Source organism: Acidovorax sp. FW305-C-20-28 (genome assembly GCF_058783375.1).
The window spans coordinates 109,740-131,922 of sequence record NZ_JBYSYM010000004.1; the positions used below are offsets into that span (position 1 = coordinate 109,740).

General features: G+C 67.6%; 18 protein-coding genes. 10 read left to right on the forward strand and 8 right to left on the reverse strand.

What is annotated here, in order from left to right; all coding sequences use genetic code 11:
- Window positions 1–60 precede the first annotated feature (60 nt).
- Window positions 61–1,350, reverse strand: a complete 1,290-nt coding sequence (locus tag AC3WOH_RS06945; RefSeq protein ID WP_492228644.1) for an HD-GYP domain-containing protein — start codon at window positions 1,348–1,350, stop codon at window positions 61–63.
- A gap of 99 nt (window positions 1,351–1,449) precedes the next feature.
- Between AC3WOH_RS06945 and recG the strand changes: the two genes are divergently transcribed.
- From recG to AC3WOH_RS06970, 5 genes are all read left to right on the forward strand, one after another.
- Window positions 1,450–3,573 carry an ATP-dependent DNA helicase RecG gene (gene recG / locus AC3WOH_RS06950; RefSeq protein WP_492228645.1) on the forward strand — a complete coding sequence of 708 codons (2,124 nt, stop codon included), beginning with the start codon at window positions 1,450–1,452 and terminating at the stop codon, window positions 3,571–3,573.
- A 147-nt stretch (window positions 3,574–3,720) separates the two neighbouring features.
- Window positions 3,721–4,686 carry a LysR substrate-binding domain-containing protein gene (locus AC3WOH_RS06955; RefSeq protein ID WP_184860221.1) on the forward strand — a complete coding sequence of 322 codons (966 nt, stop codon included), beginning with the start codon at window positions 3,721–3,723 and terminating at the stop codon, window positions 4,684–4,686.
- A gap of 186 nt (window positions 4,687–4,872) precedes the next feature.
- Entirely contained in the window at window positions 4,873–6,612 is a 1,740-nt protein-coding gene (locus tag AC3WOH_RS06960) for a dipeptidase (protein WP_492228646.1), read from the forward strand.
- A gap of 110 nt (window positions 6,613–6,722) precedes the next feature.
- Entirely contained in the window at window positions 6,723–7,223 is a 501-nt protein-coding gene (locus AC3WOH_RS06965; protein ID WP_184860225.1) for a Dps family protein, read from the forward strand.
- A gap of 181 nt (window positions 7,224–7,404) precedes the next feature.
- On the forward strand, window positions 7,405–7,782 hold the full coding sequence (locus AC3WOH_RS06970) for a response regulator (protein WP_492228647.1): 378 nt from the start codon (window positions 7,405–7,407) through the stop codon (window positions 7,780–7,782).
- Between the two features lie 36 nt (window positions 7,783–7,818).
- Here AC3WOH_RS06970 and AC3WOH_RS06975 read toward each other — a convergent pair whose 3' ends face one another.
- Genes AC3WOH_RS06975 through AC3WOH_RS06990 form a run of 4 tightly spaced genes read right to left on the reverse strand, consistent with a single transcriptional unit; the run spans window position 7,819 to window position 13,875 of the window.
- Window positions 7,819–8,964: a hybrid sensor histidine kinase/response regulator gene (locus AC3WOH_RS06975; protein WP_492228648.1), complete on the reverse strand. Its 1,146-nt coding sequence runs from the start codon at window positions 8,962–8,964 to the stop codon at window positions 7,819–7,821.
- Window positions 8,961–9,572, reverse strand: coding sequence for a chemotaxis protein CheB (locus tag AC3WOH_RS06980; protein WP_492228649.1), 612 nt, complete (start codon window positions 9,570–9,572; stop codon window positions 8,961–8,963). Before AC3WOH_RS06980 ends, AC3WOH_RS06975 begins: the two co-directional genes overlap by 4 nt.
- Window positions 9,569–10,408, reverse strand: a complete 840-nt coding sequence (locus AC3WOH_RS06985) for a CheR family methyltransferase (RefSeq protein WP_492228650.1) — start codon at window positions 10,406–10,408, stop codon at window positions 9,569–9,571. The genes AC3WOH_RS06980 and AC3WOH_RS06985 overlap by 4 nt, the downstream gene beginning before the upstream one ends.
- Window positions 10,409–10,425: 17 nt before the next feature.
- Window positions 10,426–13,875, reverse strand: a complete 3,450-nt coding sequence (locus AC3WOH_RS06990) for a response regulator (RefSeq protein ID WP_492228651.1) — start codon at window positions 13,873–13,875, stop codon at window positions 10,426–10,428.
- Between the two features lie 169 nt (window positions 13,876–14,044).
- Between AC3WOH_RS06990 and ubiA the strand changes: the two genes are divergently transcribed.
- The gene (gene ubiA, locus AC3WOH_RS06995; RefSeq protein WP_492228652.1) at window positions 14,045–14,929 is read left to right on the forward strand and encodes a 4-hydroxybenzoate octaprenyltransferase; all 885 of its coding nucleotides are present in this window, start codon (window positions 14,045–14,047) and stop codon (window positions 14,927–14,929) included.
- 15 nt (window positions 14,930–14,944) lie between these two features.
- Here ubiA and proC read toward each other — a convergent pair whose 3' ends face one another.
- The 3 genes from proC to AC3WOH_RS07010 form a co-directional block, all read right to left on the reverse strand.
- Window positions 14,945–15,781, reverse strand: a complete 837-nt coding sequence (gene proC, locus AC3WOH_RS07000) for a pyrroline-5-carboxylate reductase (RefSeq protein WP_492228653.1) — start codon at window positions 15,779–15,781, stop codon at window positions 14,945–14,947.
- Between the two features lie 70 nt (window positions 15,782–15,851).
- The gene (gene glpK / locus AC3WOH_RS07005; protein ID WP_492228654.1) at window positions 15,852–17,345 is read right to left on the reverse strand and encodes a glycerol kinase GlpK; all 1,494 of its coding nucleotides are present in this window, start codon (window positions 17,343–17,345) and stop codon (window positions 15,852–15,854) included.
- Between the two features lie 15 nt (window positions 17,346–17,360).
- Window positions 17,361–18,125, reverse strand: coding sequence for a DeoR/GlpR family DNA-binding transcription regulator (locus tag AC3WOH_RS07010; protein ID WP_492228655.1), 765 nt, complete (start codon window positions 18,123–18,125; stop codon window positions 17,361–17,363).
- Window positions 18,126–18,328: 203 nt separating this feature from the next.
- Here AC3WOH_RS07010 and AC3WOH_RS07015 point away from each other — a divergent pair, with 203 nt between their 5' ends.
- From AC3WOH_RS07015 to AC3WOH_RS07030, 4 genes are read left to right on the forward strand one after another with little or no spacing between them, the layout of a single operon-like run.
- Window positions 18,329–19,405: an ABC transporter ATP-binding protein gene (locus AC3WOH_RS07015; RefSeq protein WP_492228656.1), complete on the forward strand. Its 1,077-nt coding sequence runs from the start codon at window positions 18,329–18,331 to the stop codon at window positions 19,403–19,405.
- Window position 19,406: 1 nt separating this feature from the next.
- Entirely contained in the window at window positions 19,407–20,483 is a 1,077-nt protein-coding gene (locus AC3WOH_RS07020) for an ABC transporter ATP-binding protein (protein ID WP_492228657.1), read from the forward strand.
- A complete protein-coding gene (locus tag AC3WOH_RS07025) occupies window positions 20,480–21,376 on the forward strand; it encodes a carbohydrate ABC transporter permease (protein WP_492228658.1) in 897 nt (298 codons plus the stop codon). Before AC3WOH_RS07020 ends, AC3WOH_RS07025 begins: the two co-directional genes overlap by 4 nt.
- A complete protein-coding gene (locus AC3WOH_RS07030) occupies window positions 21,369–22,181 on the forward strand; it encodes a carbohydrate ABC transporter permease (RefSeq protein WP_007861697.1) in 813 nt (270 codons plus the stop codon). Before AC3WOH_RS07025 ends, AC3WOH_RS07030 begins: the two co-directional genes overlap by 8 nt.
- The last annotated feature ends 2 nt before the right edge of the window (window positions 22,182–22,183 follow it).

Below are 22,183 nucleotides of genomic sequence, written 5' to 3' on the forward strand. Positions count from 1 at the left end.
TACCAAGGTGAAAACAAACAGGGGCGTTATTTTCCCACGCCCGGGCCTGCTCCCGGGTGTTTACCAGGCCTGTCCCGAAAATCCGGACCACAGCTCGTTGAGGTCCGGAAACTTCCATTTCTCGGGGTCCTCGCGCGCCACGATCTTTTCCGTGGTGCCGGGCACGGCCAGGTCCACCATGTCGGGCGGGATGCGCATGCCCGACTTGGTCGAGAAGAAGACCTTGACCTTGGGCGAGGTCAGCGACTGCGCTCCCTGCTCGGTCACCACGCCGATGCGCCCCGAGGTCAGCCGCACCAGCGAGCCCACCGGGTAGATGCCGATGCTCTTGACGAAGGCCTGGAACAGGCGCGGGTCGAAATGCCCCTTGGTCCACTCGGCCATGCGGCGCAGCGACTCCGCCGGGTCCCAGCCCGACTTGTAGGGGCGGTCGGAGGTGATGGCGTCGTAGACATCGCAGATCGCCGTCATGCGCGCGATCAGGCTGATCTGCTCGCCCTTGAGCTTATCGGGGTAGCCCGAGCCGTCCATCTTCTCGTGGTGGTGGCGGCAGGCGTCGAGCACCGCGTCTTCCACGGCGCCGCCTTCCTTGAGCATGTCATAGCCTTGCGCCGGATGGCTCTGGACAACGGCGAATTCGGCGTCGGTGAGCTTGCCCGGCTTGTTGAGCACGGCCAGCGGAATGGCCGCCTTGCCCAGGTCGTGCAGCAGCCCGGCCATGCCGGCACTGCGCGTGTGCTCTTCATTGAGGTTGATCTGCTTGGCCAGCGCCACCATGAGGGCGCAGACCGCCACCGAATGCATGTAGGTGTAGTCGTCGGCCGTCTTGAGCCGGGCCAGGCTGATCAACGCGCCCGGGTTGCGTGTGACGGAATCGGAAATCTCCTCCACCAGGCCGCGCGCATTCTCCGGGTTCACGGCCTTGCCCATGCGCGCCTCGCGGAACATGGAGACCATGGCCTGCTTGGCCTCACCGCAGATCGTGGCGGCGGCCAGCAGTTCGTTGTGCATGCTGGCCGGGGCCTTGCCGCGCGACTGGCGCCGGGCAGGGGCTGGCGGCGGCGGGGGATCCACCACCAGGGGCGGCAGGTTCTCCAGCAGGCTGAAATCCGTCTCCACCTGGATGTCCGCCTCCTCGCGCGAGACGGAGCGCACGCCGGCCGCCACGTCCAGGCCCTTGGAGGTATCGATCCACACCTCTTCGATGGAGGTGCTCTTGATGCGCGCCAGGTCCTTGGGCTCCTTCAGAACGAACTTGGCACGCCAGAAGGGATGGTCCATCCACGAGCCGCAAAAATCGTGCAGGTACATCCCCAACGTGAGATGCTGAATACTGATGCGCTTGAGCATGGAAACTGTCCAGATCGCCAGGGCCGCCGAAGCCAGGTAAGAAACGGTAACCATGTTAGCCTTTTTGGCCCATGAATCCTTTGTCTTTTCGGATAACCCTTGAACACCACGCCCGCCGCTCCTAGGGCAGCCTCCACCGCCAGCGTTGCGCAAAAGGCACTGCACAAGCTGGGCCTCGTGCGCGACATCGATCTGGCCCTGCACCTGCCGCTGCGCTACGAGGACGAAACCCGCATCACGCCGCTGTCCAGCGCGCGCGATGGCCAGATGGTGCAGATCGAGGCCACCGTGACTGCCAGCGAGGTGCAGTTGCGCCCGCGCCGCCAGCTGCTGGTGCAGGTGGAGGACGCGTCAGGCTCCTGCGAACTGCGCTTTTTCAGTTTCTACCCCTCGCACCAGAAAACCCTGGCCGTGGGGGCGCGCCTGCGCATCCGTGGCGAGGTCAAGGGCGGCTTCTGGGGGCGGCAGATGCTGCACCCGGCCTTCCGCCAGGCCGGCGGCGAGCTGCCGGCCGCCCTCACGCCCGTCTACCCGACCACGGCCGGCCTGCCCCAGCCCTACCTGCGCAAGGCGGTCGTCGGCGCGCTCCAGCGGGTGGACCTCTCGGAAACCCTGCCCCCGGGCACCGAGCCGCCCTACGCGGTGTTCCGGCGCGACGGCGGCAGCTACCGTGCGTTCAGCCTGCGCGAGGCGCTGCAGTTCCTGCACCATCCCACGCCCGATGTCTCGCTGTCCACCCTGGAAGACCACAGCCACCCGGCCTGGCAGCGCCTGAAGGCCGAGGAACTGCTGGCCCAGCAACTGTCGCAGCAGCAGTCGCGCCGCGAGCGCGACCGCCTGCGCGCCCCGGTGCTGCGCCCGCGCAAGGCCGAGGATGGCGTGCTGCCCCTGCACGAGCAGCTCATGGCCGTTTTGCCCTTTGATCTGACCGCCGCCCAGCGGCGCGTGGGGCTCGAAATTGCCCATGACCTGGCCCACCGGGTGCCGATGCACCGCCTGCTGCAGGGCGATGTGGGCTCGGGCAAGACCGTGGTGGCTGCGCTGGCGGCCACCATCGCCATGGACGCCGGCTGGCAGTGCGCGCTGATGGCGCCCACCGAAATCCTGGCCGAGCAGCATTTCGCCAAGATGATCGGCTGGCTGGAGCCGCTGCTGGCCGCGCACGGCCGCCGGGTGGCCTGGCTGGTGGGCGGGCAGAAGAAAAAGGACCGCACCGCCATGCTGGCCCTGGTCGAAAGCGGCGAGGCCGCCCTGGTGGTGGGCACGCATGCCGTGATCCAGGAGCAGGTGCGCTTCAAGAACCTGGCGCTGGCCATCATCGACGAGCAGCACCGCTTCGGCGTGGCGCAACGGCTGTCCTTGCGCCAGAAACTGGCGGCCCAAGGCATGGAGCCGCACATGCTGATGATGAGTGCGACGCCGATCCCGCGCACCCTGGCCATGAGCTACTACGCCGACCTCGATGTCTCGGTCATCGATGAGCTGCCCCCTGGGCGCACACCCATCGTCACCAAGCTCATCGCCGACAGCCGCAAGGACGAAGTGATCGCTCGCATCGGATCCCAGGTCGCCAGCGGCCGGCAGGTCTACTGGGTCTGTCCGCTGATCGAGGAGAGCGAGGCGCTGGACCTGAGCAATGCCACCGCCACCCACGCCGACCTGAGCGAGGCCCTGCCCGGTGTCATGGTCGGCCTGCTGCATTCGCGCATGCCGGCGGCCGAGAAAAAGGCCGTGATGGCGCTGTTCAGCAGCGGGCAGATGGGAGTGCTGGTGAGCACCACGGTGATCGAGGTGGGCGTGGACGTGCCCAATGCCTCGCTCATGGTCATCGAGCATGCCGAGCGCTTCGGCCTGTCGCAGCTGCACCAGCTGCGCGGGCGCGTGGGGCGCGGTGCGGCGGCATCGGCCTGCGTGCTGCTGTATTCCACCAACGAGAGCGGCCGGGTGGGCGAGACCGCCAAGGAGCGCCTGCGCGCCATGGCCGAGACCAACGACGGCTTCGAGATCGCCCGGCGCGACCTGGAGATCCGCGGGCCGGGCGAATTCCTCGGGGCCCGCCAGTCGGGCGATGCCCTGCTGCGCTTTGCCGACCTGGCCACCGACACCCACCTGCTCGAATGGGCGCGCGAGCTGGCGCCGGTGATGCTGGACCGCCACGCCGCCCTGGCCGAGCGCCACGTCATGCGCTGGCTGGGGGGAAAATCCGACTACCTGAAAGCCTGACCCCCGCCATGACGCAAGCCCCTGCTGCCCTCCCTGGCAGCTCTGCGCACGCCGATCGCAGGGGGGCGTGCGCTACTGCGACGCTGTGCCCTGGGCGTTTCGGCGCCTGGCGCTGCACAATGCGCGTACCATCCGTCTGGAATCTCCATGACCCTCACCGAACTCAAATACATCGTTGCCGTGGCGCGCGAAAAGCACTTCGGCCATGCGGCCGACGCTTGCTATGTGTCCCAGCCCACGCTGTCGGTGGCCATCAAGAAGCTCGAGGAAGAGCTCGATGTGAAGCTTTTCGAACGCAGCGCCGGCGAAGTCACCGTCACGCCGCTGGGCGAGGAAATCGTGCGCCAGGCCCAGAGCGTGCTGGAGCAGGCCGCCGCCATCAAGGAAATCGCCAAGCGTGGCAAGGACCCGCTGGCCGGGCCGCTGACCCTGGGCGTGATCTACACCATCGGCCCCTACCTGCTGCCCGACCTGGTGCGCCATTCGATTGCACGCACCCCGCAGATGCCGCTGATGCTGCAGGAGAACTTCACCGTCAAGCTGCTGGAGATGCTGCGCACCGGCGAGATCGACTGCGCCATCCTGGCCGAGCCGTTTCCCGACACGGGCCTGGCCATGGCACCGCTGTACGACGAGCCCTTCATGGCGGCCCTGCCGGCCAACCACCCGCTGGGCACGCAAAAGTCCATTTCCGCCGCCGAGCTCAAGAGCGAAACCATGCTGCTGCTGGGGGCCGGCCATTGCTTTCGCGACCATGTGCTCGAGGTCTGCCCTGAGTTCGCGCGCTTTGCCAGCAATGCCGAGGGCATCCGCAAGTCCTTCGAGGGCTCGTCGCTGGAAACCATCAAGCACATGGTGGCCGCGGGCATGGGCGTGACCCTGGTGCCGCGCCTGTCGGTGCCGCGCGATGCGCTGCTCACGGTGTCGCGCCGGCGCAAGAGCGACGAGAACTACATCCGCTATGTCCCCATCCGCGAGGACGACGGCAGCCCGCCGCCCATGCGCCGCGTGGTGCTGGCCTGGCGCCGCAGTTTCACGCGCTACGAGGCCATCGCCGCGCTGCGCAATGCGATCTACGCCTGCGAATTGCCGGGCGTCACGCGCCTGTCCTGACAACCCTTGCTGCGGGCGCCCTGGCGTGCAGTGGGCCGGCGGCGATACACTTTCGCCGCGCGGGACCCTGCGGCCTTCGGCAGATTGCCCGCCGGCGCGCCCCTACAGGGGCTCCGGTGCTGCGGGTTGGCGCGACATGCTGCCCGCACCGGTCCCGTGCTCCCCCATACTAGGAAAGCTACAGAGATGAAGAAGATTTTGATGGCCGCTGGCCTTGCCGTGGGCCTGGCAGCCTGCTCCAGCGTGACGACGAATGCACCCGCCGAGGGCTCCACGATCAAGAAGGTCCAGATGGACCGCCTGGTGGCTGCCTTGCCGGCCGCCGCACAGGGCAGCTTCGACGAGTTTCTGGCGCAGGCCGCGCGCGAGAACCCGCTGCTGCAGGCCAGCGTCGCTGCCTACAAGGCCAAGGCCCCGCTGGCCGGCGACGACCTGGTCAACATCAGCCGCCTGCTGGGCCTGTACAACCGCCTGCGCAACCAGGCGGCGGTGATCGACGCCACGGCGCGCATGGTCGCCATCCCCACCTTCCGCAACGACAAGGTGCCGCCGCACGAGGACAAGGCCATCATCGCCTTCGGCACCCTGGTCGAAGGCATGGCCAAGGAATTCGGCCTGGAATACCGCAACGTGGACAACCGCATCTTTGAAGTGAAGCTGCCGGGCTCGGGCAAGGAAGAATTCGGCATCCTCACGCACGCCGACGTGGTGCCCGTGGTGGCCGACGAATGGGTGCTGGACGATGGCACGCGCCTGGACCCCTTCAAGCTCACGCGCGTGGGCGGCAACCTGTATGGCCGCGGCTCCATCGACGACAAGGGCTCCATCGCCACCGTGCTGTACGCGATGAAGGCCGTCAAGGAAAGCGGCCTGCCGCTGTCGCGCACCATTCGCCTCATGATCGAGACCACCGAGGAGACCGGGGGCGACGCCATGAAGTACTACCGCACCAAGACCGAGCTGCCCGAGTACAACATCGTGCTCGACAGCAAGTACCCCGCCGTGGTGGCCGAGAAGGGCTCGGGTGCCCTGCGCACTTCGTTCCCGCTGCAGGATGCGCCGGCCGGCTACACCGCCATCACCGCCATGACGGGTGCGGCGTCCGCCAACGCTGTTCCGCAGACCGCGACGCTGCGCCTGCAAGGCGGTGACCTGGCCGCTGCCGTCGCGCGCCTGAACGCCGCCAAGGCGGCTTTCATCGCCAAGTACACGCCCCAGGGCGGCGCCTTCAGCATCGACGTGACGCAGGACGCGAACGGCGTGCTGATCAAGGTGACCGGTGTCTCCGCCCACGGCTCGCGCCCCGAAGAAGGTGTCAATCCACTGCCGCGCCTGGCCATGTTCCTGCGCGAGTCCGGCGTGCCCTATGCGCCCACCGGCTACGCCAGCGCCGTGCGCTACATCGCCGAACTGTATGGCACCGACTACCTGGGCCGCACCATCGGCATGGCCTACAGCGACGACTTCATGGGCCCGCTGACCATGTCGCCCAACCTGGTGCGCGTAAAGGACGACATGGTCGACGTGCTGGTGAATGTGCGCATGCCACGCGGCAACACGCCGGAGGCCCTGGTGCATGCCAGCAAGGTCAAGATCAACGACTGGGCGGCCCAGGCTTCGGTGCCGGTGATCATCGACCACCAGCAGGGCAACTGGATGGCGCGCGACCCCAAGGGCGCCTGGCTGTCCACGCTGCTCAACACCTTCGGTGACACCACGGGGCTCGAAGCCAAGCCCGTGCCCACGGCCGGCAGCACCACTGCCAAGCTCATGCCCAATGCCATCAACTTCGGCCCCGCCATGCCGGGCAAGAAGTACACGGCGCACAACGCCAAGGAGTACAAGGAAGTGGTCGACCTGGATGCGGACATGCAGATGTTCACCGAGATGCTGGTGCGCATCGGCAATTTGGACAAGATGCAGTAAAGGGATCCGGGCTTGCGCTACATTGGGCGCGAGCCCCAGCCCCCTGGTCCGGTGTGAGCCGGCCCCGGGAGGCCGGTCCATCGCTTGTTTCCAACGAAGGAGCCTCTTCCATGGCCAAAGCCGCCAAGTCCACCGCCCCCAGCATCAACATCGGCATCAGCGAGAAGGACCGCGCTGCCATCGCCCAGGGCCTGTCGCGCCTGCTGGCAGACACCTACACCCTGTACCTGACCACGCACAACTTCCATTGGAACGTGACGGGGCCGATGTTCAACACCCTGCACACCATGTTCATGGCGCAGTACACCGAGCTGTGGAACGCCGTGGACCCGATCGCCGAGCGCATCCGCTCGCTGGGCCATGTGGCGCCGGGCTCGTACGCCGACTTCGGCAAGCTGGCCACCGTGGCCGATGCGCCCAGCAAGCCCCCCAAGGCGCTGGACATGGTGCGCGTGCTGGTCGAGGGCCATGAGGCCGTGGCACGCACCGCACGCGGCCTGTTCCCCCTGGCCGACAAGGCCAGCGACGAGCCCACGGCCGACCTGCTGACCCAGCGCCTCACGGTGCACGAGCAGACGGCCTGGATGCTGCGCTCGCTGCTCGAGGAGTGAAAAAAGCAAACGGGGCCGCAAGGCCCCGTTTCTTTGGAGGCGCCCCATTTTTTCCCTGTGGCCGACCGCATTGGCCTCCCGTCCTACAGGCGGTGCCCGGGCTTTCCGGAATGATCCGGGCTGGCGATTCCTTTCTCCTTGCGCCACGTTCCGCTTTCCAGAACACGACGACACCACTCCTATGCGAATCCTTTATGTGGAGGACAACCCCGAACTGCGCGAGACCATCGGCATGCTGATGGAGGGGGAGGGGCGTATGGTCGTGACCTGCGCCACCGCCGAGGAGGCGCTCGCACTGGAGCGCGATGGCCGCTTCGACCTGCTGGTCACCGACGTGAGCCTGCCCGGCCTGTCGGGCACGGACCTGGCCCGCCAGGTGCTGGCCGCCGACCCCGGGCGCTGGGTGGTGCTGTGCAGCGGCTATGACCTGGGCACCCACCCCTCGGGCTGGGGGCCCAACGTGCGCACGCTGATGAAGCCTTTCGAGCTCGAAGACCTGGAGGCCTTGCTGGTCCAGGCGCAAGCCACGCTCGACGCTGCTGCGCACGCCGGCCGCTGAGCCCGCAACGGCGTCCCCTGCGTCCACCCCGGTCGATCAGGCCGCGCTCGGGTGGTGGCGCGGCAGGACCACGTGAAAGCGCGTGTTGCCATCCTCGGACTGCACGTCGATCCGGCCCCCATGCGAGCGCACGATCTGCTGCACGATGAACAGGCCCAGCCCCAGGCCCTGGTGGCGCCCCGGGGCCTGCTCCCGCCCGCGGAAGGGGCTGAACAAATGCGGCAGGAGCGCCGCGGGAATGGTGCCGCCATTGGTCACGGTCAGGGCCAGGGCGTGCGGATCCGTGCCATCGAGCGCTACCTCGATCGCCACGGCGGGATCACCATGGTGCACTGCGTTGCCGATGAGGTTGATGGCCAGCTGGCACAGCCGCTCTTCGTCTCCCATGCCGGCGAGGTCCCCCTGGTCGCTGGTGCTGATCACGTGGTTGGGAAAACCCGCGCGTATCTCCTGCAGCGAGCGCTGCAACACGGCCCGCAGGTCCACGGGGGCCATGCGCATGGCCAGCCCGCCGCCCTGGCGGATGCGTGTCACATCCAGCAGGTCCTCGATCATGCGGCCCATGCGCTGGCTGCTGCTGAGCACACGGCCGGCCAGGGCCTGGGCCTTGTCAGCGGGCAGGGGCTGGCGCTGCAGGGCCGTGGCCGCGGCACCGATGGACATCAGCGGCGTACGCAGGTCGTGGCTGAGCACGGCCATGAACATCTCGTTGATGCGCAGCGCCTCGGTGCGTTCGCGCAGCTCGCGCGCCAGTGAGCGCTTCTGGCGGAACAGCTCGAAGAACACCCCGGCCTTGGACGTCAGCACCTGCGGGTCGATGGGCTTGTACAGGAAATCCACGGCCCCGGTCTCGTAGCCGCGGAACTGCCAGTTCTGGTCACGCGAGCCTGCCGTCATGAAGATCAGCGGGATGTGGCGCGTGCGCTCGCTGCCGCGGATCAGCTCGGCCAGCTCGAAGCCGTTCATCTCGGGCATCTGCACGTCCAGCAGGGCCAGGGCCACATCGCCATGCGAGAGCAGCAGCTCCAGCGCCTCGGGGCCCGACTGGGCCTTGAGCACCTCGATGCTGTCGCTGTGCAGCAAGGCCTCCACCGCCACGAGGTTCTCCGGCACATCGTCCACCACCAGGCACTTGATGCGCTCGGCCGGGGCTGGCTGGGGTTGGAGGGGGGTGGGGCTCACAGGATTCTCCGCATTTGCAACTCGGCCAGCAGGGAGGCGATCTCCGAAGGGGCGAGGGTATGGTGGGGTGCCATCAGGTCCAGCGCCGACTGGGGCATGGCGGACATGGGGGCGCTCCCCGGGGACTGCACGATGGTGAGGCCTCCCGCCGCACCGATGGCGGCCAGGCCCCGGGCGCCATCCTGGTTGGCACCGGACAGAAGCATACCCATCAAACGCTCTCCATAGAGGTCCGCGGCCGATTCGAACAGCACGTCGATGGACGGGCGCGAGAAATGCACGGGCTCATCCACCGACAGCGCCAGCCGGGGCCCGGCGTCCACCAGCAGGTGGTAGTCCGGCGGTGCGAAGTACACCGTGCCGGCCGCGATGGGCTCCTTGTCCTGGGCCTCCGCAGTGCGCAGGGCACAGCGCGGGCGAAAGATCTCGGGCAGCAGGCTGGGGGCCTCGCGCGGCAGGTGCAGCGTGACCAGCACCGCCACCTGGGCCTGCGCCTGCAGGGCCGGCAGGATGGTGGAGATGGCGTCGATGGCGCCCGCCGAGCCGCCGATCACGATGGCATCGAAGGCGTGCGGCCCCAGTGCATGCGGTGGGAAGGAGGCCCTCATGTGCCCACCTTCTTGCGGTAGATGCGGTCTTCGAGCACGAAGTCGTCGAAGGCCGGGGCCTGCTCGGTGAAGCGCATCGATTCCTTGGAGCCCAGGCCCAGGAAGCCGCGGTGGCACAGTGCCTCCCTGAACAGGCCGAGCGCGCGGTTCTGCAGTTCGCGCTCGAAGTAGATCAGCACATTGCGGCAGGACACCAGGTGCACCTCGGCGAACACCGTGTCGGTGGCCAGGCTGTGGTCGGAGAACACCACCTGCTTGCGCAGCGCACGGTCGAACACCACGCGGCCGTAGGCGGCGGAATAGTAGTCCGACAGCGAGGTCTTGCCGCCCGAGCGCACATGGTTCTCGGTGAAGGAGGCCACGCGCGCCAGGTCGAACACGCCGGCCTCGGCCGCCTGCAGGGCCTGCTGGTTGATGTCGGTGGCGTAGAGGATGGTGCGCTCGAGCAGGCCTTCCTCGTGCAGCAGGATGGCCAGCGAATACACCTCTTCGCCCGTGCTGCAGCCGGCCACCCAGACCTTGAGCGAAGGGTAGGTGCGCAGGATGGGGATCACCTGCTCGCGCAGCGCCTTGAAGTAGCGTGGGTCGCGGAACATCTCGCTGACCTGCACCGTGAGGTACTCCAGCAATGGCGGGAACACGCTGGCATCGTGCAGCACCTTGTCCTGCAGCTGCGACAGCGTCTGGCAGCCAAAGCGCGACAGCGCGGTCTGCAGCCGCCGCTTGAGCGAGGCCTGCGCATAGCCGCGAAAGTCGTAGTGGTAGCGGTAGTAGATCGCATCGAGCAGCAGGCGCTGCTCGATGTCGCCGATGCGGGCCGTCCTGGGGTGCTGCAATCGGGGCTCCGGTGTGCTCACTTGGGCATCCACACCCGCACCAGCGAAAGCAGCTTCTCCACGTCCAGCGGCTTGGCGATGTAGTCGTTGGCGCCGGCGGCCAGGCACTTTTCCTGGTCGTCCTTCATGGCCTTGGCCGTGAGCGCGATGATGGGCAGCCTGCGCCAGGCGGGCTGCTTGCGGATCTCGCGCATGGCCGTGTAGCCGTCCATCTCCGGCATCATGATGTCCATCAGCACCAGGTCGACGGCCGGGCCCGTGCTGCCCGAGCGCTCCAGGTACTCCAGCGCCTCGCGCCCGTTGCGTGCGATCTGCACGGCAATGCCCGTGGGCTCCAGGATGCTGGAGAGCGCGAACACGTTGCGCACATCGTCCTCCACCACCAGCACCGTGCGGCCCTCGAAGGCCGCGTCGCGGCTGCGCGCCACCTGCAGCATCTGGCGGCGCTCCACCGAGAGTTCGGACTCCACCTGGTGCAGGAACAGCGTGACCTCGTCGAGCAGGCGCTCGGGCGAGCGCGCGTCCTTGATGATGATGGACTTGGAGAAGCGGCGCAGCTGCTGCTCCTCGTCGCGCGTGAGCGCGCGGCCGGTGTAGACGATGACGGGCGGGAAGGACACTTCCTCCTGCTCCGACATGGCCTGCAGCAGCTCGTAGCCGCTCAGGTCGGGCAGGTTCACGTCCATCACCATGCAGTCGAAGGTGCTGCTGCGCAGGTAGTCCAGCGCTGCCTTGGCATTTTCCACGCACACGATGTCCACACCGTCCGTGGCCAGCAGGGCGCGCACGCTCTCGCGCTGGCGCTCGTCGTCCTCGACCACGAGCACGCGGCGCATGCCCTGGGTGAATTTGGCCTCCAGCCGCTGCAGCGCCTGCACCAGCTCCTCGCGCTTGACGGGCTTGAGCGCATAGCCGATGGCGCCGCGGCCCATGGCCTCCTGCGAGTAGTCGGCCACCGAGACCACATGCACGGGAATGTGGCGCGTGGCCGGGTTGCGCTTGAGCTGGTCCAGCACCCCCAGGCCCGAGAAGTCGGGCAGGTTCACGTCCAGCACGATGGCGCTGGGCTGGTGCAGCGTGGCCGCAGCCAGGCCCTCGCCGGCAGTGTGTGCCAGGATGCAGTGGAAGTCCATCTCGCGCGCCAGATCGTTCAGGATGTTGGCGAAGCGCACGTCGTCTTCGATCACCAGGATGTTGCGCTCGCCCGCAGGACGCGCCACCGTCACCGGCAGGATGGCGGGCGCCGCAGGGGCGGTGGGCACCGGGCGCGCGGGCGCTGCCGCCTGTGCGGCGGGGGGGGCGCTGGCATGGTTCTGCGGTGCCTGCATGGCCATACCCGTGGAAGGCGCATCCAGCGGAACAGCATGGCGCGGCACCGTGAGCGTGAACTCGCTGCCCTGGCCCGGAGTGCTGCGGATGGCAATGCTGCCGCCCAGCAGGTGCGCCAGGTCGCGCGAGATCGACAGGCCCAGCCCCGTGCCGCCGTACTTGCGGTGCGTGCTGCCGTCGGCCTGGCGGAAGGCCTCGAAGATCAGTTCCTGCTGGTGCTCAGGGATGCCGATGCCGGTGTCGCGCACCGCAAAGGCCAGCATGTCGCCGGGCAGGGGCGAGACGTGCAGCGCCACGCTGCCCTGTTCCGTGAACTTCACGGCGTTGGAGAGCAGGTTCTTGATCACCTGGCCCAGGCGCAGGGCGTCGGTGTCCATGGTGGCTGGCACGCCCGGGTCCATGGTGACCGCCAGGGTCAGGCCCTTTTCCTCCGCGATCGGGCGCAGCGGATCGGCCAGAGACTGCATGGCGCGCGCGATGTCCACGGTCTCGATGTCGATGGTGGCCTGGCCGGCCTCGATCTTGGACAGGTCCAGGATGTCGTTGATCAGCGCCAGCAGGTCGTTGCCGGCCGAGGAGATGGTCTGCGCGTACTTCACCTGCTCGGCCGTGAGGTTGCCAGCCTTGTTGTCCGCCAGCAGCTTGGCCAGGATCAGCGTGGAGTTGAGCGGGGTGCGCAACTCGTGGCTCATGTTGGCCAGGAACTCGCTCTTGTACTGGCTGGTCTGCTCGATCTCGCGCGCTTTTTCGGTCAGGTCGGTCTGGGCGGCCAACAGTTCCTCGCGCTGGTTCTCCAACTGCTGGGTCTGCTCCTCGAGCTGGGCATTGGTCTGCTCCAGCTCGGTCTGCTGCAGTTCCATCTGCGCCTGTGATTCCTGCAGGATGCGGCTTTGCTGCTCCAGCTCTTCGTTGTTGACGCGCAGCTCCTCCTGCTGGGCCTGCAGTTCCTCGGACTGGCGCTGGGTTTCCTCGAGCAGGGCTTCGAGCCGGCTGCGGTCCTGGCCGGAGCGGATGGCCACGGCCAGCATCTCGGAGGCCTGCTGGAACAGCCGGTGCTCGAACTCGTCCACGGCACGGTAGAAACCCAACTCGATCACGGCGAAGACCTCGCCATTTTCGATGGCCGGTGCCACCAGCAGTTCGACCGGAGCCGAGACTCCGGTGCTGGACGAGACATCCAGGTGCCCGGCTGGCACGTTGCGCACGTGCAGCAATTCGCGCGAGCGCGCGCATTGGCCCACCAGGCCCTCTGCGTCCACCAGCTTCTGCGCCAGGCGCTCACGCGGCAGCGCGTAGCCGCCGAACAGCGTGAAGCCGCCGCCCTGCCCGTCGACGGCATAGGCTGCGCCCACCTTGGCGTTGAGGTAGGTGGCCAGGTACTCGAGCGCCAACTCGCCGATCTCCTCGACGCGGCGGTCGCCCTGCAGGCGCTGGGCCAGGCCGCTCAGTCCCGTCACCACCCAGTTCTGGCGCGCCTTCTGACGGTGCTCGCGCGCGGTCAGGGCGGCCGAGACGCAGATCAACGCCAGCAGCAGCAGCGAGCCGCCCCAGGAGTAGTAGGCCGACAGGGAGGTGGCCTCTTCCCAGCCGCGGCGGCGGTCTTCGAGCTCCTGGGTCTGCAGGCCTGCGAGGTCGGACGCGAGGTCGCGCACGCGGTCCATGATGTTCTTGCCCGCATCGCTGCGCACCAGGGCCATGGCGGCCTCTGTGTTGCCGGCCTTGCGCAGGTCCACGGTCTCGGCCAGCTCGGTGCGCTTTTGCCGGGCCAGGTCCTCGATCTGGACCACCAGACGGCGCTGGCCGGCGTTGCCCTCGGTACTGGCCTTGAGGGCCGTGAGCTGCCGGTCCAGCACATTCTGCGCGAGCAGGTAGGGTTGCAGGTAGGAGGCATCGCCCGTGAGCAGGTAGCCGCGCTGGCCGGTCTCCAGGTCCTTGAGCGCCGAGTGCACCAGCGACAGCTGGCGCATGGCCTGCGAGGTGCGGTCCATCGCGGCCACAGCGTCGGCCCGCACTTCGGAGGCCCGGTAGTTGACGAAGGCGATGACCAGCGTGGCGAGGGCCGCGACGATGAAGCCTGCCATCAGGCTCTTGGGGATGGCAAAGCGCTGGGCGGCCTGGGTACTCGGTGATCGGGGCATGCGGGGCAAGGTCCGGGTGAGGGGCAACCGGTCAATGTAACGGTTTTATACAAACTGCCGATGTAGGACATATCCTGCATGCCACCGCTCCCGCCGGTTCCAGTGGGCCCGGCCTGGCTGCTACATTCGGTGCGCCCGGGTGTATTGCCCCTGCCTCTTGCCTGCTGCCATGTCTGCACTTCCGCGAAGCCGCCTTTCCCTGTACCTCGACCTGATCCGCTGGGACCGGCCCGCCGGCTGGCTGGTCTGCCTGTGGCCCACGCTGAGCGCGTTGTGGATCGCGGCGGACGGCTTTCCGGGATGGCACCTGCTGGCCGTGTTCGTGCTGGGCACCTTCTTCATGCGCAGCGCGGGCTGCTGCATCAACGACGTGGCAGACCGCGACTTCGACCGCCATGTCAAGCGCACCGCGGCGCGCCCGGTGACCTCCGGGGCCGTTTCCGTCAAGCAAGCCCTGGCCCTGGGCGCCGTGCTGGCCCTGGTGTCCTTCGGACTGGTGCTCACCACCAATGCGGCGGCCATCGCCTGGTCGGTACCGGCCGTGCTCGTGGCCATTGCCTACCCGTTTTCCAAGCGCATCATCTCGATGCCGCAGGCGGTGCTGGGCATCGCCTTCAACTTCGGCATCGTCATTGCCTTTGCCGCCGTGCAGGGCCAGGTGCCGGCCGTGGCCTGGTGGATGTGGCTGGGCAACATGTTCTGGGTGCTGGCCTACGACACCGAGTACGCCATGGTCGACCGCGACGACGACCTCAAGATCGGCATCAAGACCTCGGCCATCACCCTGGGCCGCTTCGACGTGGCGGCCATCGTGCTGTTCTACCTGCTGTTCCTGGGTATCTGGGGCGTGGCGCTCGCACCCTACGGCCTGGGCCCGCTGTACTGGCTGGCCACGGCCGCCGCGCTGGCCCAGGGGGCCTGGCACTGGACGCTGATCCGCGGCCGCACGCGCGAAGGCTGCTTCAAGGCCTTCCGCGTCAACCACTGGCTGGGCGCCACGGTGTTTGCCGGCATTGCGGGCAGCTACCTGTGGCGCCAGATTGCTATCAACTAGATAGCAATCCAGGCTTTACTTCCCGAACTCATCACCCAGTTCGTGGGCGCGGTGCTCGGCAGCGCGCATGGCGCGCTCGAAGGCGGCGCCCACGCCGTCCTTTTCCATGGACTGCAGGGCGGCGTAGGTCGTGCCGCCCTTGGAGGTGACGCGCTCGCGCAGCGTGGCGGGCGGCTCGTCCGAGCGGCGCGCCAGCTCCGAAGCGCCCACGAAGGTGCCCACGGCCAGCCGGTGGGCCTGTTCGGCCGACAGGCCCATGGCCACGCCGGCACGCGTCATGGCCTCCATGAAATAGAAGGCATAGGCCGGGCCCGAGCCCGAGAGCGCCGTCACGGCATCGAGCTGCTTTTCGCTGTCCACCCACAGGTACTCGCCCGTGGTCGCCATGATGGCTTCCACACTCTGGCGCTCCGCGTCGGAGACACCGGGGCGGGCGTAGAGCGCGCTCATGCCCTTGCCCACCAGGGCGGGGGTGTTGGGCATGGTGCGCACGATGCGCTCGCTGGCGAGCCACTGGGCGATGCTGTCCGAGCGGATGCCGGCGGCCACGCTCAGGTGCAGGGCGTCCTCTGTGTGGGCACGGGCCTGGGCAGCTGCGTCCTTGAAGGTCTGGGGCTTGACGGCCCAGACGACGATGCGGGCGCGCTGCAAGGCCGGGCCGGCCTCGGCCTGGGCCTCGATCCCGTAGTTCTTGCGCAGGGCCTCGCGTGCCTGGTCCCAGGGCTCGACCACCTCGATCTGGCTGGCCGGGTGGCCCTGGCGCACCAGGCCGCCGATGATGGCGCTGGCCATGTTGCCACCGCCGATGAAGGCGATCACGGGAAGGGAAGGGGAGGCGGTGGTCTGGCTCATGGTATGCACAACGGGGAAACAAACTGCGGGGCCCTGATGGTAGCCGCACCGCCCTCAGCCGCCAGTCGGGTCATTCTGCGGTGGTTTGGCGCACCGCGCGTTCCCAGCGCTCCATGAGCTCGTGCGCGCGTGCCTTGCCCAGGGTGGGCAGGAAGCGCCGCTCGGCGCGCCACAGCTGCGACAGCTCGGCCGTGCTGCCGTACACGCCGCTGGACAGGCCCGCCAGGTAGGCCGCGCCCAGGGCCGTGGTCTCGATCACGGCGGGCCGCACCACCGGGATGCCCAGCAGGTCGGCCTGGAACTGCATCAGCAGGTCGTTGACACAGGCGCCGCCGTCCACACGCAGCTCGCTCACGGGCGCACCGCCGGCAGCCACGGCATCGCGGCTCATGGCCTGCAGCAGGGACGCGCTCTGGTAGGCAATGCTCTCCAGCGCCGCGCGCGCGATGTGGCCCAGGGTGGAGCCGCGCGTCAGGCCCGTGATGGTGCCGCGCGCGTCCGGCTTCCAGTAGGGTGCGCCGAGGCCGGTGAAGGCCGGCACCATCATCACGCCGCCCGAGTCGGGCACGCTCTGCGCGAGCGATTCGACCTCGCCGCTGGTGGAAATCGCGCGCAGGCCGTCGCGCAGCCACTGCACCACGGCCCCGCCCACGAAGACGCTGCCCTCCATCGCAAACTCGGTCTGCGTGCCGGCCTGGGCCGCGCTGGTGGTGAGCAGGCCGTTGCGCGAAGTCTGGAAGCTGCCGCCCGTGTGCATGAGCATGAAGCAGCCCGTGCCGTAGGTGTTCTTGGCCATGCCCGCGCTGAAGCAGGCCTGGCCGAACAGCGCGCTCTGCTGGTCGCCGGCGACGCCGCCCACGCGGATGGCATGGCCCAGCAGGTCTGGCGCCACATCGCAGAAGTGCGAGCTCGATGGCTGCACCTGCGGCATCAGCGCCTTGGGGATGCGCAGCAGCGCCAGCAGCTCGTCGTCCCACTGGTTGGTGTGCACATTGAACAGCATGGTGCGCGAGGCATTGCTCACGTCCGTCACATGCACCTCGCCATGCGTGAGCTGCCACATGAGCCAGCTGTCCACCGTGCCGAAGGCCAGTTCGCCGCGCTCGGCCTGTTCGCGCGCCCCGGGCACATGGTCCAGCAGCCACTGCAGCTTGGTGCCCGAGAAATAGGCGTCGATCAGCAGCCCCGTCTTGGCCTGGATGGTGCCGGCATGGCCCTGCTCGCGCAGTTGCGCGCAGGCTGGCTCGGCCCGGCGGTCCTGCCAGACGATGGCGTGGTGCATGGGCTGGCCGGTTTGGCGGTTCCACAGCACCGTGGTCTCGCGCTGGTTGGTGATGCCCACGGCGCGCACGGCGCTGGCCTGGATGTTCGCCTTCTCCAGCGCCTCGCGCGCCGTCGCCAGCTGGGTGCGCCAGATCTCCATCGGGTCGTGCTCCACCCAGCCGGGCTGCGGGTAGATCTGCGGCAGTTCGCGCTGGGCCAGGGCCACGATGTGGCCCTGTTCGTCGAAGACGATGCTGCGGGAGCTGGAGGTGCCTTGGTCGAGTGCGAGCAGGTAGGTCATGGGAACAAGGATAAGTCAGGCGGCGACCGTGCAGATGACTTCTGCATCCTGCAGCAGCATGGGAAAAGGCTCGGGCGGTGGTGCGTCGGTGAACAGGCGGTCTATCTGCGCCAGCGTGGCCAGCTGCACCATGGCCGGGCGGTTGAACTTGCTCTGGTCGGCTGCCAGCCAGACTTCGCGCGACTGCTTGATGATGGTCTGTGCCACCTTCACCTCGCGGTAGTCGAAGTCGCGCAGCGAGCCGTCGGGCTCGATGCCCGAGATGCCGATGAGCGCGATGTCCACGCGGAACTGGCGGATGAAGTCCACCGCCGCCTCGCCCACGATGCCGCGGTCGCGCGCGCGCACCACGCCGCCGGCCACGATGACCTCGCACTCCGGATTGCCGCTCAGGATGGCGGCGACATTCAGGTTGTTGGTGATCACGCGCAGGCCGCGGTGGTGCAGCAGCGCCTTGGCAATGGCCTCGGTGGTGGTGCCGATGTTCAGTATCAGCGAGCAGTCGTTGGGCACCTGTTCGGCCACGGCGCGCGCAATGCGCGCCTTGCCTTCGGCATGCAGGGTCTCGCGCTGGGTGTGGGCCAGGTTTTCCACCGTGGAGCTGGGCACGCGCACCCCGCCGTGGAAGCGCGTGAGCAGGCCCGATTCGGCCAGGCGCTGCACATCGCGGCGCACCGTCTGCAGGGTCACACCCAGGGTCTCGGCCAGCTGTTCGACGCTGGCCGATTTGCGCGCACGCACTTCTTCGAGGAGCAGGAGTTGTCGGGGATTCGTATTCACGCGGTCAAGGCAGCAAGAAAGAAGCCAATAGGGTGGCCGTACTTTAAATGGAACAAAAAGGAACACATTAAGGGTAAACCTTGATTTGAAACGATCACAAAAGAACAAGAATGAAAGGAATCGAAAACAAACGACCGCTGTGCGCCTGCGCCGGCGGTTTGGCATAACAGGCCTCTAGGGGGCGCAACGGAAAGGCGTGCGGGATGCAGCTGGCACTGGACAGCATCAGCAAGAGGGTGGGGGCGCAGACCTGGCTCCATGACATGAGCATGGCGCTGCACAGTGGCGCGGTGACGGTGCTGCTGGGCGCCACCCAGGCGGGCAAGACCAGCCTGATGCGCATCATGGCGGGGCTCGATGCGCCCACGGCAGGCACGGTGCGGGTCGACGGGGCGGATGTCACTGGCATGCCGGTGCGCGAGCGCAACGTGGCCATGGTCTACCAGCAGTTCATCAACTACCCCTCGATGAAGGTGGCCGACAACATCGCTTCGCCGCTCAAGCTGCGCGGCGAGAAGAACATCGACGCCAGGGTGCGCGAAATCGCGGCCCGCCTGCACATCGAGATGTTCCTGGAGCGCTACCCGGCCGAGCTCTCCGGCGGCCAGCAGCAGCGCGTGGCGCTGGCGCGGGCCCTGGCCAAGGGCGCGCCGCTGATGCTGCTCGACGAACCCCTGGTGAACCTGGACTACAAGCTGCGCGAAGAGCTGCGCGAAGAGCTCACGCAGCTCTTTGCTGCCGGCCAGTCCACCGTGGTCTATGCCACCACGGAGCCGGGCGAAGCCCTGCTGCTGGGCGGCTACACGGCTGTGCTCGACGAAGGCCGGCTGCTGCAGTACGGCCCCACGGCCGAAGTTTTCCATGCGCCCAATTCGCTGCGCGTGGCGCGTGCCTTCAGCGATCCGCCGATGAACCTGGTCGCCGCAACGGTGGTCGCACAAGGTGTGCAGCTGCAGGGGGGGGCGACGCTCGCCATCGCGCTGCCGCAGGGCACCTCTGCCGGCGGTGTCACCGTGGGCATTCGTGCCAGCGCCCTGCGGGTGCAGGCGCGTCCCGGCGACGTCAGTGTGAGTGGCAAGGTCGAACTGGCCGAGATCTCGGGTTCCGACACCTTCGTGCACGTGGATACCCCCTGGGGCGAGCTGGTGGCCCAGCTCACCGGTGTGCATTACTTTGAACTGGGCGCATCCCTGGCGCTGCACCTGGACCCGGCGCAGGCCTATGTCTTCGGCGCCGATGGCCGGCTGGTATGGGCGCCCGCGCGCCTGGGAGGGCGTTGAGATGGCACGCATCAGCCTGGACCTGGCGCACTCGTACAAGCCCAACCCGCAGCAGGACAGCGACTACGCCCTGCTGCCGCTCAAGATGGAGTTCGAGGACGGTGGCGCCTATGCGCTGCTCGGCCCCTCGGGCTGCGGCAAGACGACCATGCTCAACATCATGTCGGGCCTGCTCGTGCCCTCGCATGGCAAGGTGCTGTTCGATGGCCGCGACGTGACGCGTGCCAGCCCGCAGGAGCGCAACATCGCCCAGGTGTTCCAGTTCCCCGTGATCTACGACACCATGACGGTGGCCGAGAACCTGGCTTTCCCGCTGCGCAACCGCAAGGTGCCCGAAGACCAGATCAAGCAGCGCGTGGGTGCCATCGCCGAGATGCTGGAGATGAGCGGCCAGCTCAACCAGCGCGCCGCCGGCCTGGCGGCCGATGCCAAGCAGAAGATCTCGCTGGGCCGCGGTCTGGTGCGATCCGACGTGGCGGCCGTGCTGTTCGATGAACCGCTCACGGTGATCGATCCGCACCTCAAGTGGCAGTTGCGGCGCAAGCTCAAGCAGATCCACCACGAGCTCAAGCTGACCCTGATCTATGTGACGCACGATCAGGTCGAGGCGCTGACCTTTGCCGACCAGGTGGTGGTCATGACGCGCGGCCGTGCCGTGCAGGTGGGCTCGGCCGATGCGCTGTTCGAGCGCCCGGCGCATGTCTTCGTGGGCCACTTCATCGGCTCGCCGGGCATGAACTTCCTGCCCGCCCAGAGTGCCGCGGCGGCACTCTCGGTGGCCGGCCACCGCCTGGCGCTGCCGGCCGCACGCGCCCTGCCCGAGGGCGCGCTGCAGGTCGGCGTGCGCCCCGAGTACCTGGCCCTGGCGCAGCCCGAGCAGGCCGGCGCGCTGCCTTGCACGGTGGTGCAGGTGCAGGACATCGGCACCTACCTGATGCTGACGGCCAAGGTGGGTGAGCACACGCTCAAGGCGCGCTTTGCCCCCGAAACGCGCCTGCCCTCGGCCGGCGACACGGTCTGGCTGCAGGTGCTGGGCAGCCACACCTGCTTTTACCAAAATGAGGAGTTGCTGGCATGAGCGCCACGACCAAGCCCGTGAACCAGAAGGCCTGGTTCCTGATCCTGCCGGTGATCCTGTGCGTGGCCTTCTCGGCCATCCTGCCCCTGATGACCGTGGTCAACTACTCGGTGCAGGACATCATCTCGCCCGAGCGGCGCGTGTTCGTCGGCACCGAGTGGTTTGCCGCCGTGATGCGCGACGAGGAGCTGCACGCCGCCCTGTGGCGCCAGATCACCTTCTCGCTGGCCGTGCTGGCGGTGGAGATTCCGCTGGGCATCATGCTGGCGCTGTCCATGCCCGCGCAGGGCTGGAAGTCCTCGGCCGTGCTCGTCGTGGTGGCGCTGTCGCTGCTCATCCCCTGGAACGTGGTGGGCACCATCTGGCAGATCTACGGCCGGGCCGACATCGGGCTCATGGGCCGCATGCTGGAGGTGATGGGCATCGAGTACAGCTACACCGGCAATGCCACGCAGGCCTGGCTCACGGTGCTGCTGATGGACGTGTGGCACTGGACGCCGCTGGTCGCGCTGCTGGCCTTTGCCGGCCTGCGCTCCATCCCCGACGCCTACTACCAGGCCGCCCGCATCGACGGCGCCAGCAAGTTCGCGGTGTTCCGCTACATCCAGCTGCCCAAGATGCGCGGCGTGCTCATGATCGCCGTGCTGCTGCGCTTCATGGACAGCTTCATGATCTACACCGAGCCCTTCGTGCTCACGGGCGGCGGGCCGGGCAACGCCACCACCTTCCTGAGCCAGTACCTGACGACCAAGGCCGTGGGCCAATTCGACCTGGGCCCTGCCGCAGCGTTCTCGCTGATCTATTTCTTCATCATCCTGCTCCTGTGCTTCATCCTCTACAACTGGATGCAGCGCGTGGGCACCGCCAGCAACGAAGGGGCCGGCCATGAATGAAAAGCGCTTTCACAAGCGGTCGCTGTTCCTCGCGGCCTACCTGGTGTTCGCCGTGCTGCCCATCTACTGGATGGTCAACATGAGCTTCAAGACGAACGCGGAGATCCTCTCTACGTTCTCGTTCTTCCCGCAGCACTTCACCTGGGACAACTACAAGACCATCTTCACCGATGAGTCCTGGTACTCGGGCTACATCAACAGCCTGATCTACGTGGGCATCAACACGGTGATCTCGCTCACCGTGGCGCTGCCAGCGGCGTATGCCTTCTCGCGCTACCAGTTCATGGGCGACAAGCATGTGTTCTTCTGGCTGCTGACCAACCGCATGACGCCGCCGGCCGTGTTCCTGCTGCCCTTCTTCCAGCTGTACACCACCGTGGGTCTGATGGACACGCACATCGCCGTGGCGCTGGCGCACCTGTTGTTCAACGTGCCGCTGGCGGTGTGGATCCTGGAAGGCTTCATGAGCGGCATCCCGCGCGAGATCGACGAGACCGCCTACATCGACGGCTACAGCTTCCCGCGCTTCTTCGTGACCATCTTCCTGCCGCTCATCAAGGCCGGTGTGGGCGTGGCGGCGTTCTTCTGCTTCATGTTCAGCTGGGTGGAGCTGCTGCTGGCGCGCACGCTGACCAGCGTGAATGCCAAACCCATCGTGGCCACCATGACGCGCACCGTGAGCGCCTCGGGCATGGACTGGGCGACGCTGGCCGCGGCCGGCGTGCTCACCATCGTGCCCGGCGCCATCGTGATCTGGTTTGTGCGGCACTACATCGCGAAGGGTTTCGCGATGGGCCGGGTGTAAGG

Excerpts from the sequence above, each read along its gene's own strand:
- AC3WOH_RS07025 (WP_492228658.1), top strand. The coding sequence starts at position 20,480 with ATGAGCGCCACGACCAAGCCCGTGAACCAGAAGGCCTGGTTCCTGATC.
- ubiA (WP_492228652.1), top strand. The coding sequence starts at position 14,045 with ATGTCTGCACTTCCGCGAAGCCGCCTTTCCCTGTACCTCGACCTGATC.
- AC3WOH_RS06970 (WP_492228647.1), top strand. The coding sequence starts at position 7,405 with ATGCGAATCCTTTATGTGGAGGACAACCCCGAACTGCGCGAGACCATC.
- AC3WOH_RS06955 (WP_184860221.1), top strand. The coding sequence starts at position 3,721 with ATGACCCTCACCGAACTCAAATACATCGTTGCCGTGGCGCGCGAAAAG.
- glpK (WP_492228654.1), bottom strand. The coding sequence starts at position 17,345 with ATGACCTACCTGCTCGCACTCGACCAAGGCACCTCCAGCTCCCGCAGC.
- proC (WP_492228653.1), bottom strand. The coding sequence starts at position 15,781 with ATGAGCCAGACCACCGCCTCCCCTTCCCTTCCCGTGATCGCCTTCATC.
- AC3WOH_RS06945 (WP_492228644.1), bottom strand. The coding sequence starts at position 1,350 with ATGCTCAAGCGCATCAGTATTCAGCATCTCACGTTGGGGATGTACCTG.
- AC3WOH_RS07015 (WP_492228656.1), top strand. The coding sequence starts at position 18,329 with ATGCAGCTGGCACTGGACAGCATCAGCAAGAGGGTGGGGGCGCAGACC.
- AC3WOH_RS06990 (WP_492228651.1), bottom strand. The coding sequence starts at position 13,875 with ATGCCCCGATCACCGAGTACCCAGGCCGCCCAGCGCTTTGCCATCCCC.
- AC3WOH_RS06965 (WP_184860225.1), top strand. The coding sequence starts at position 6,723 with ATGGCCAAAGCCGCCAAGTCCACCGCCCCCAGCATCAACATCGGCATC.
- AC3WOH_RS06960 (WP_492228646.1), top strand. The coding sequence starts at position 4,873 with ATGAAGAAGATTTTGATGGCCGCTGGCCTTGCCGTGGGCCTGGCAGCC.
- AC3WOH_RS06980 (WP_492228649.1), bottom strand. The coding sequence starts at position 9,572 with ATGAGGGCCTCCTTCCCACCGCATGCACTGGGGCCGCACGCCTTCGAT.
- AC3WOH_RS07020 (WP_492228657.1), top strand. The coding sequence starts at position 19,407 with ATGGCACGCATCAGCCTGGACCTGGCGCACTCGTACAAGCCCAACCCG.
- AC3WOH_RS07030 (WP_007861697.1), top strand. The coding sequence starts at position 21,369 with ATGAATGAAAAGCGCTTTCACAAGCGGTCGCTGTTCCTCGCGGCCTAC.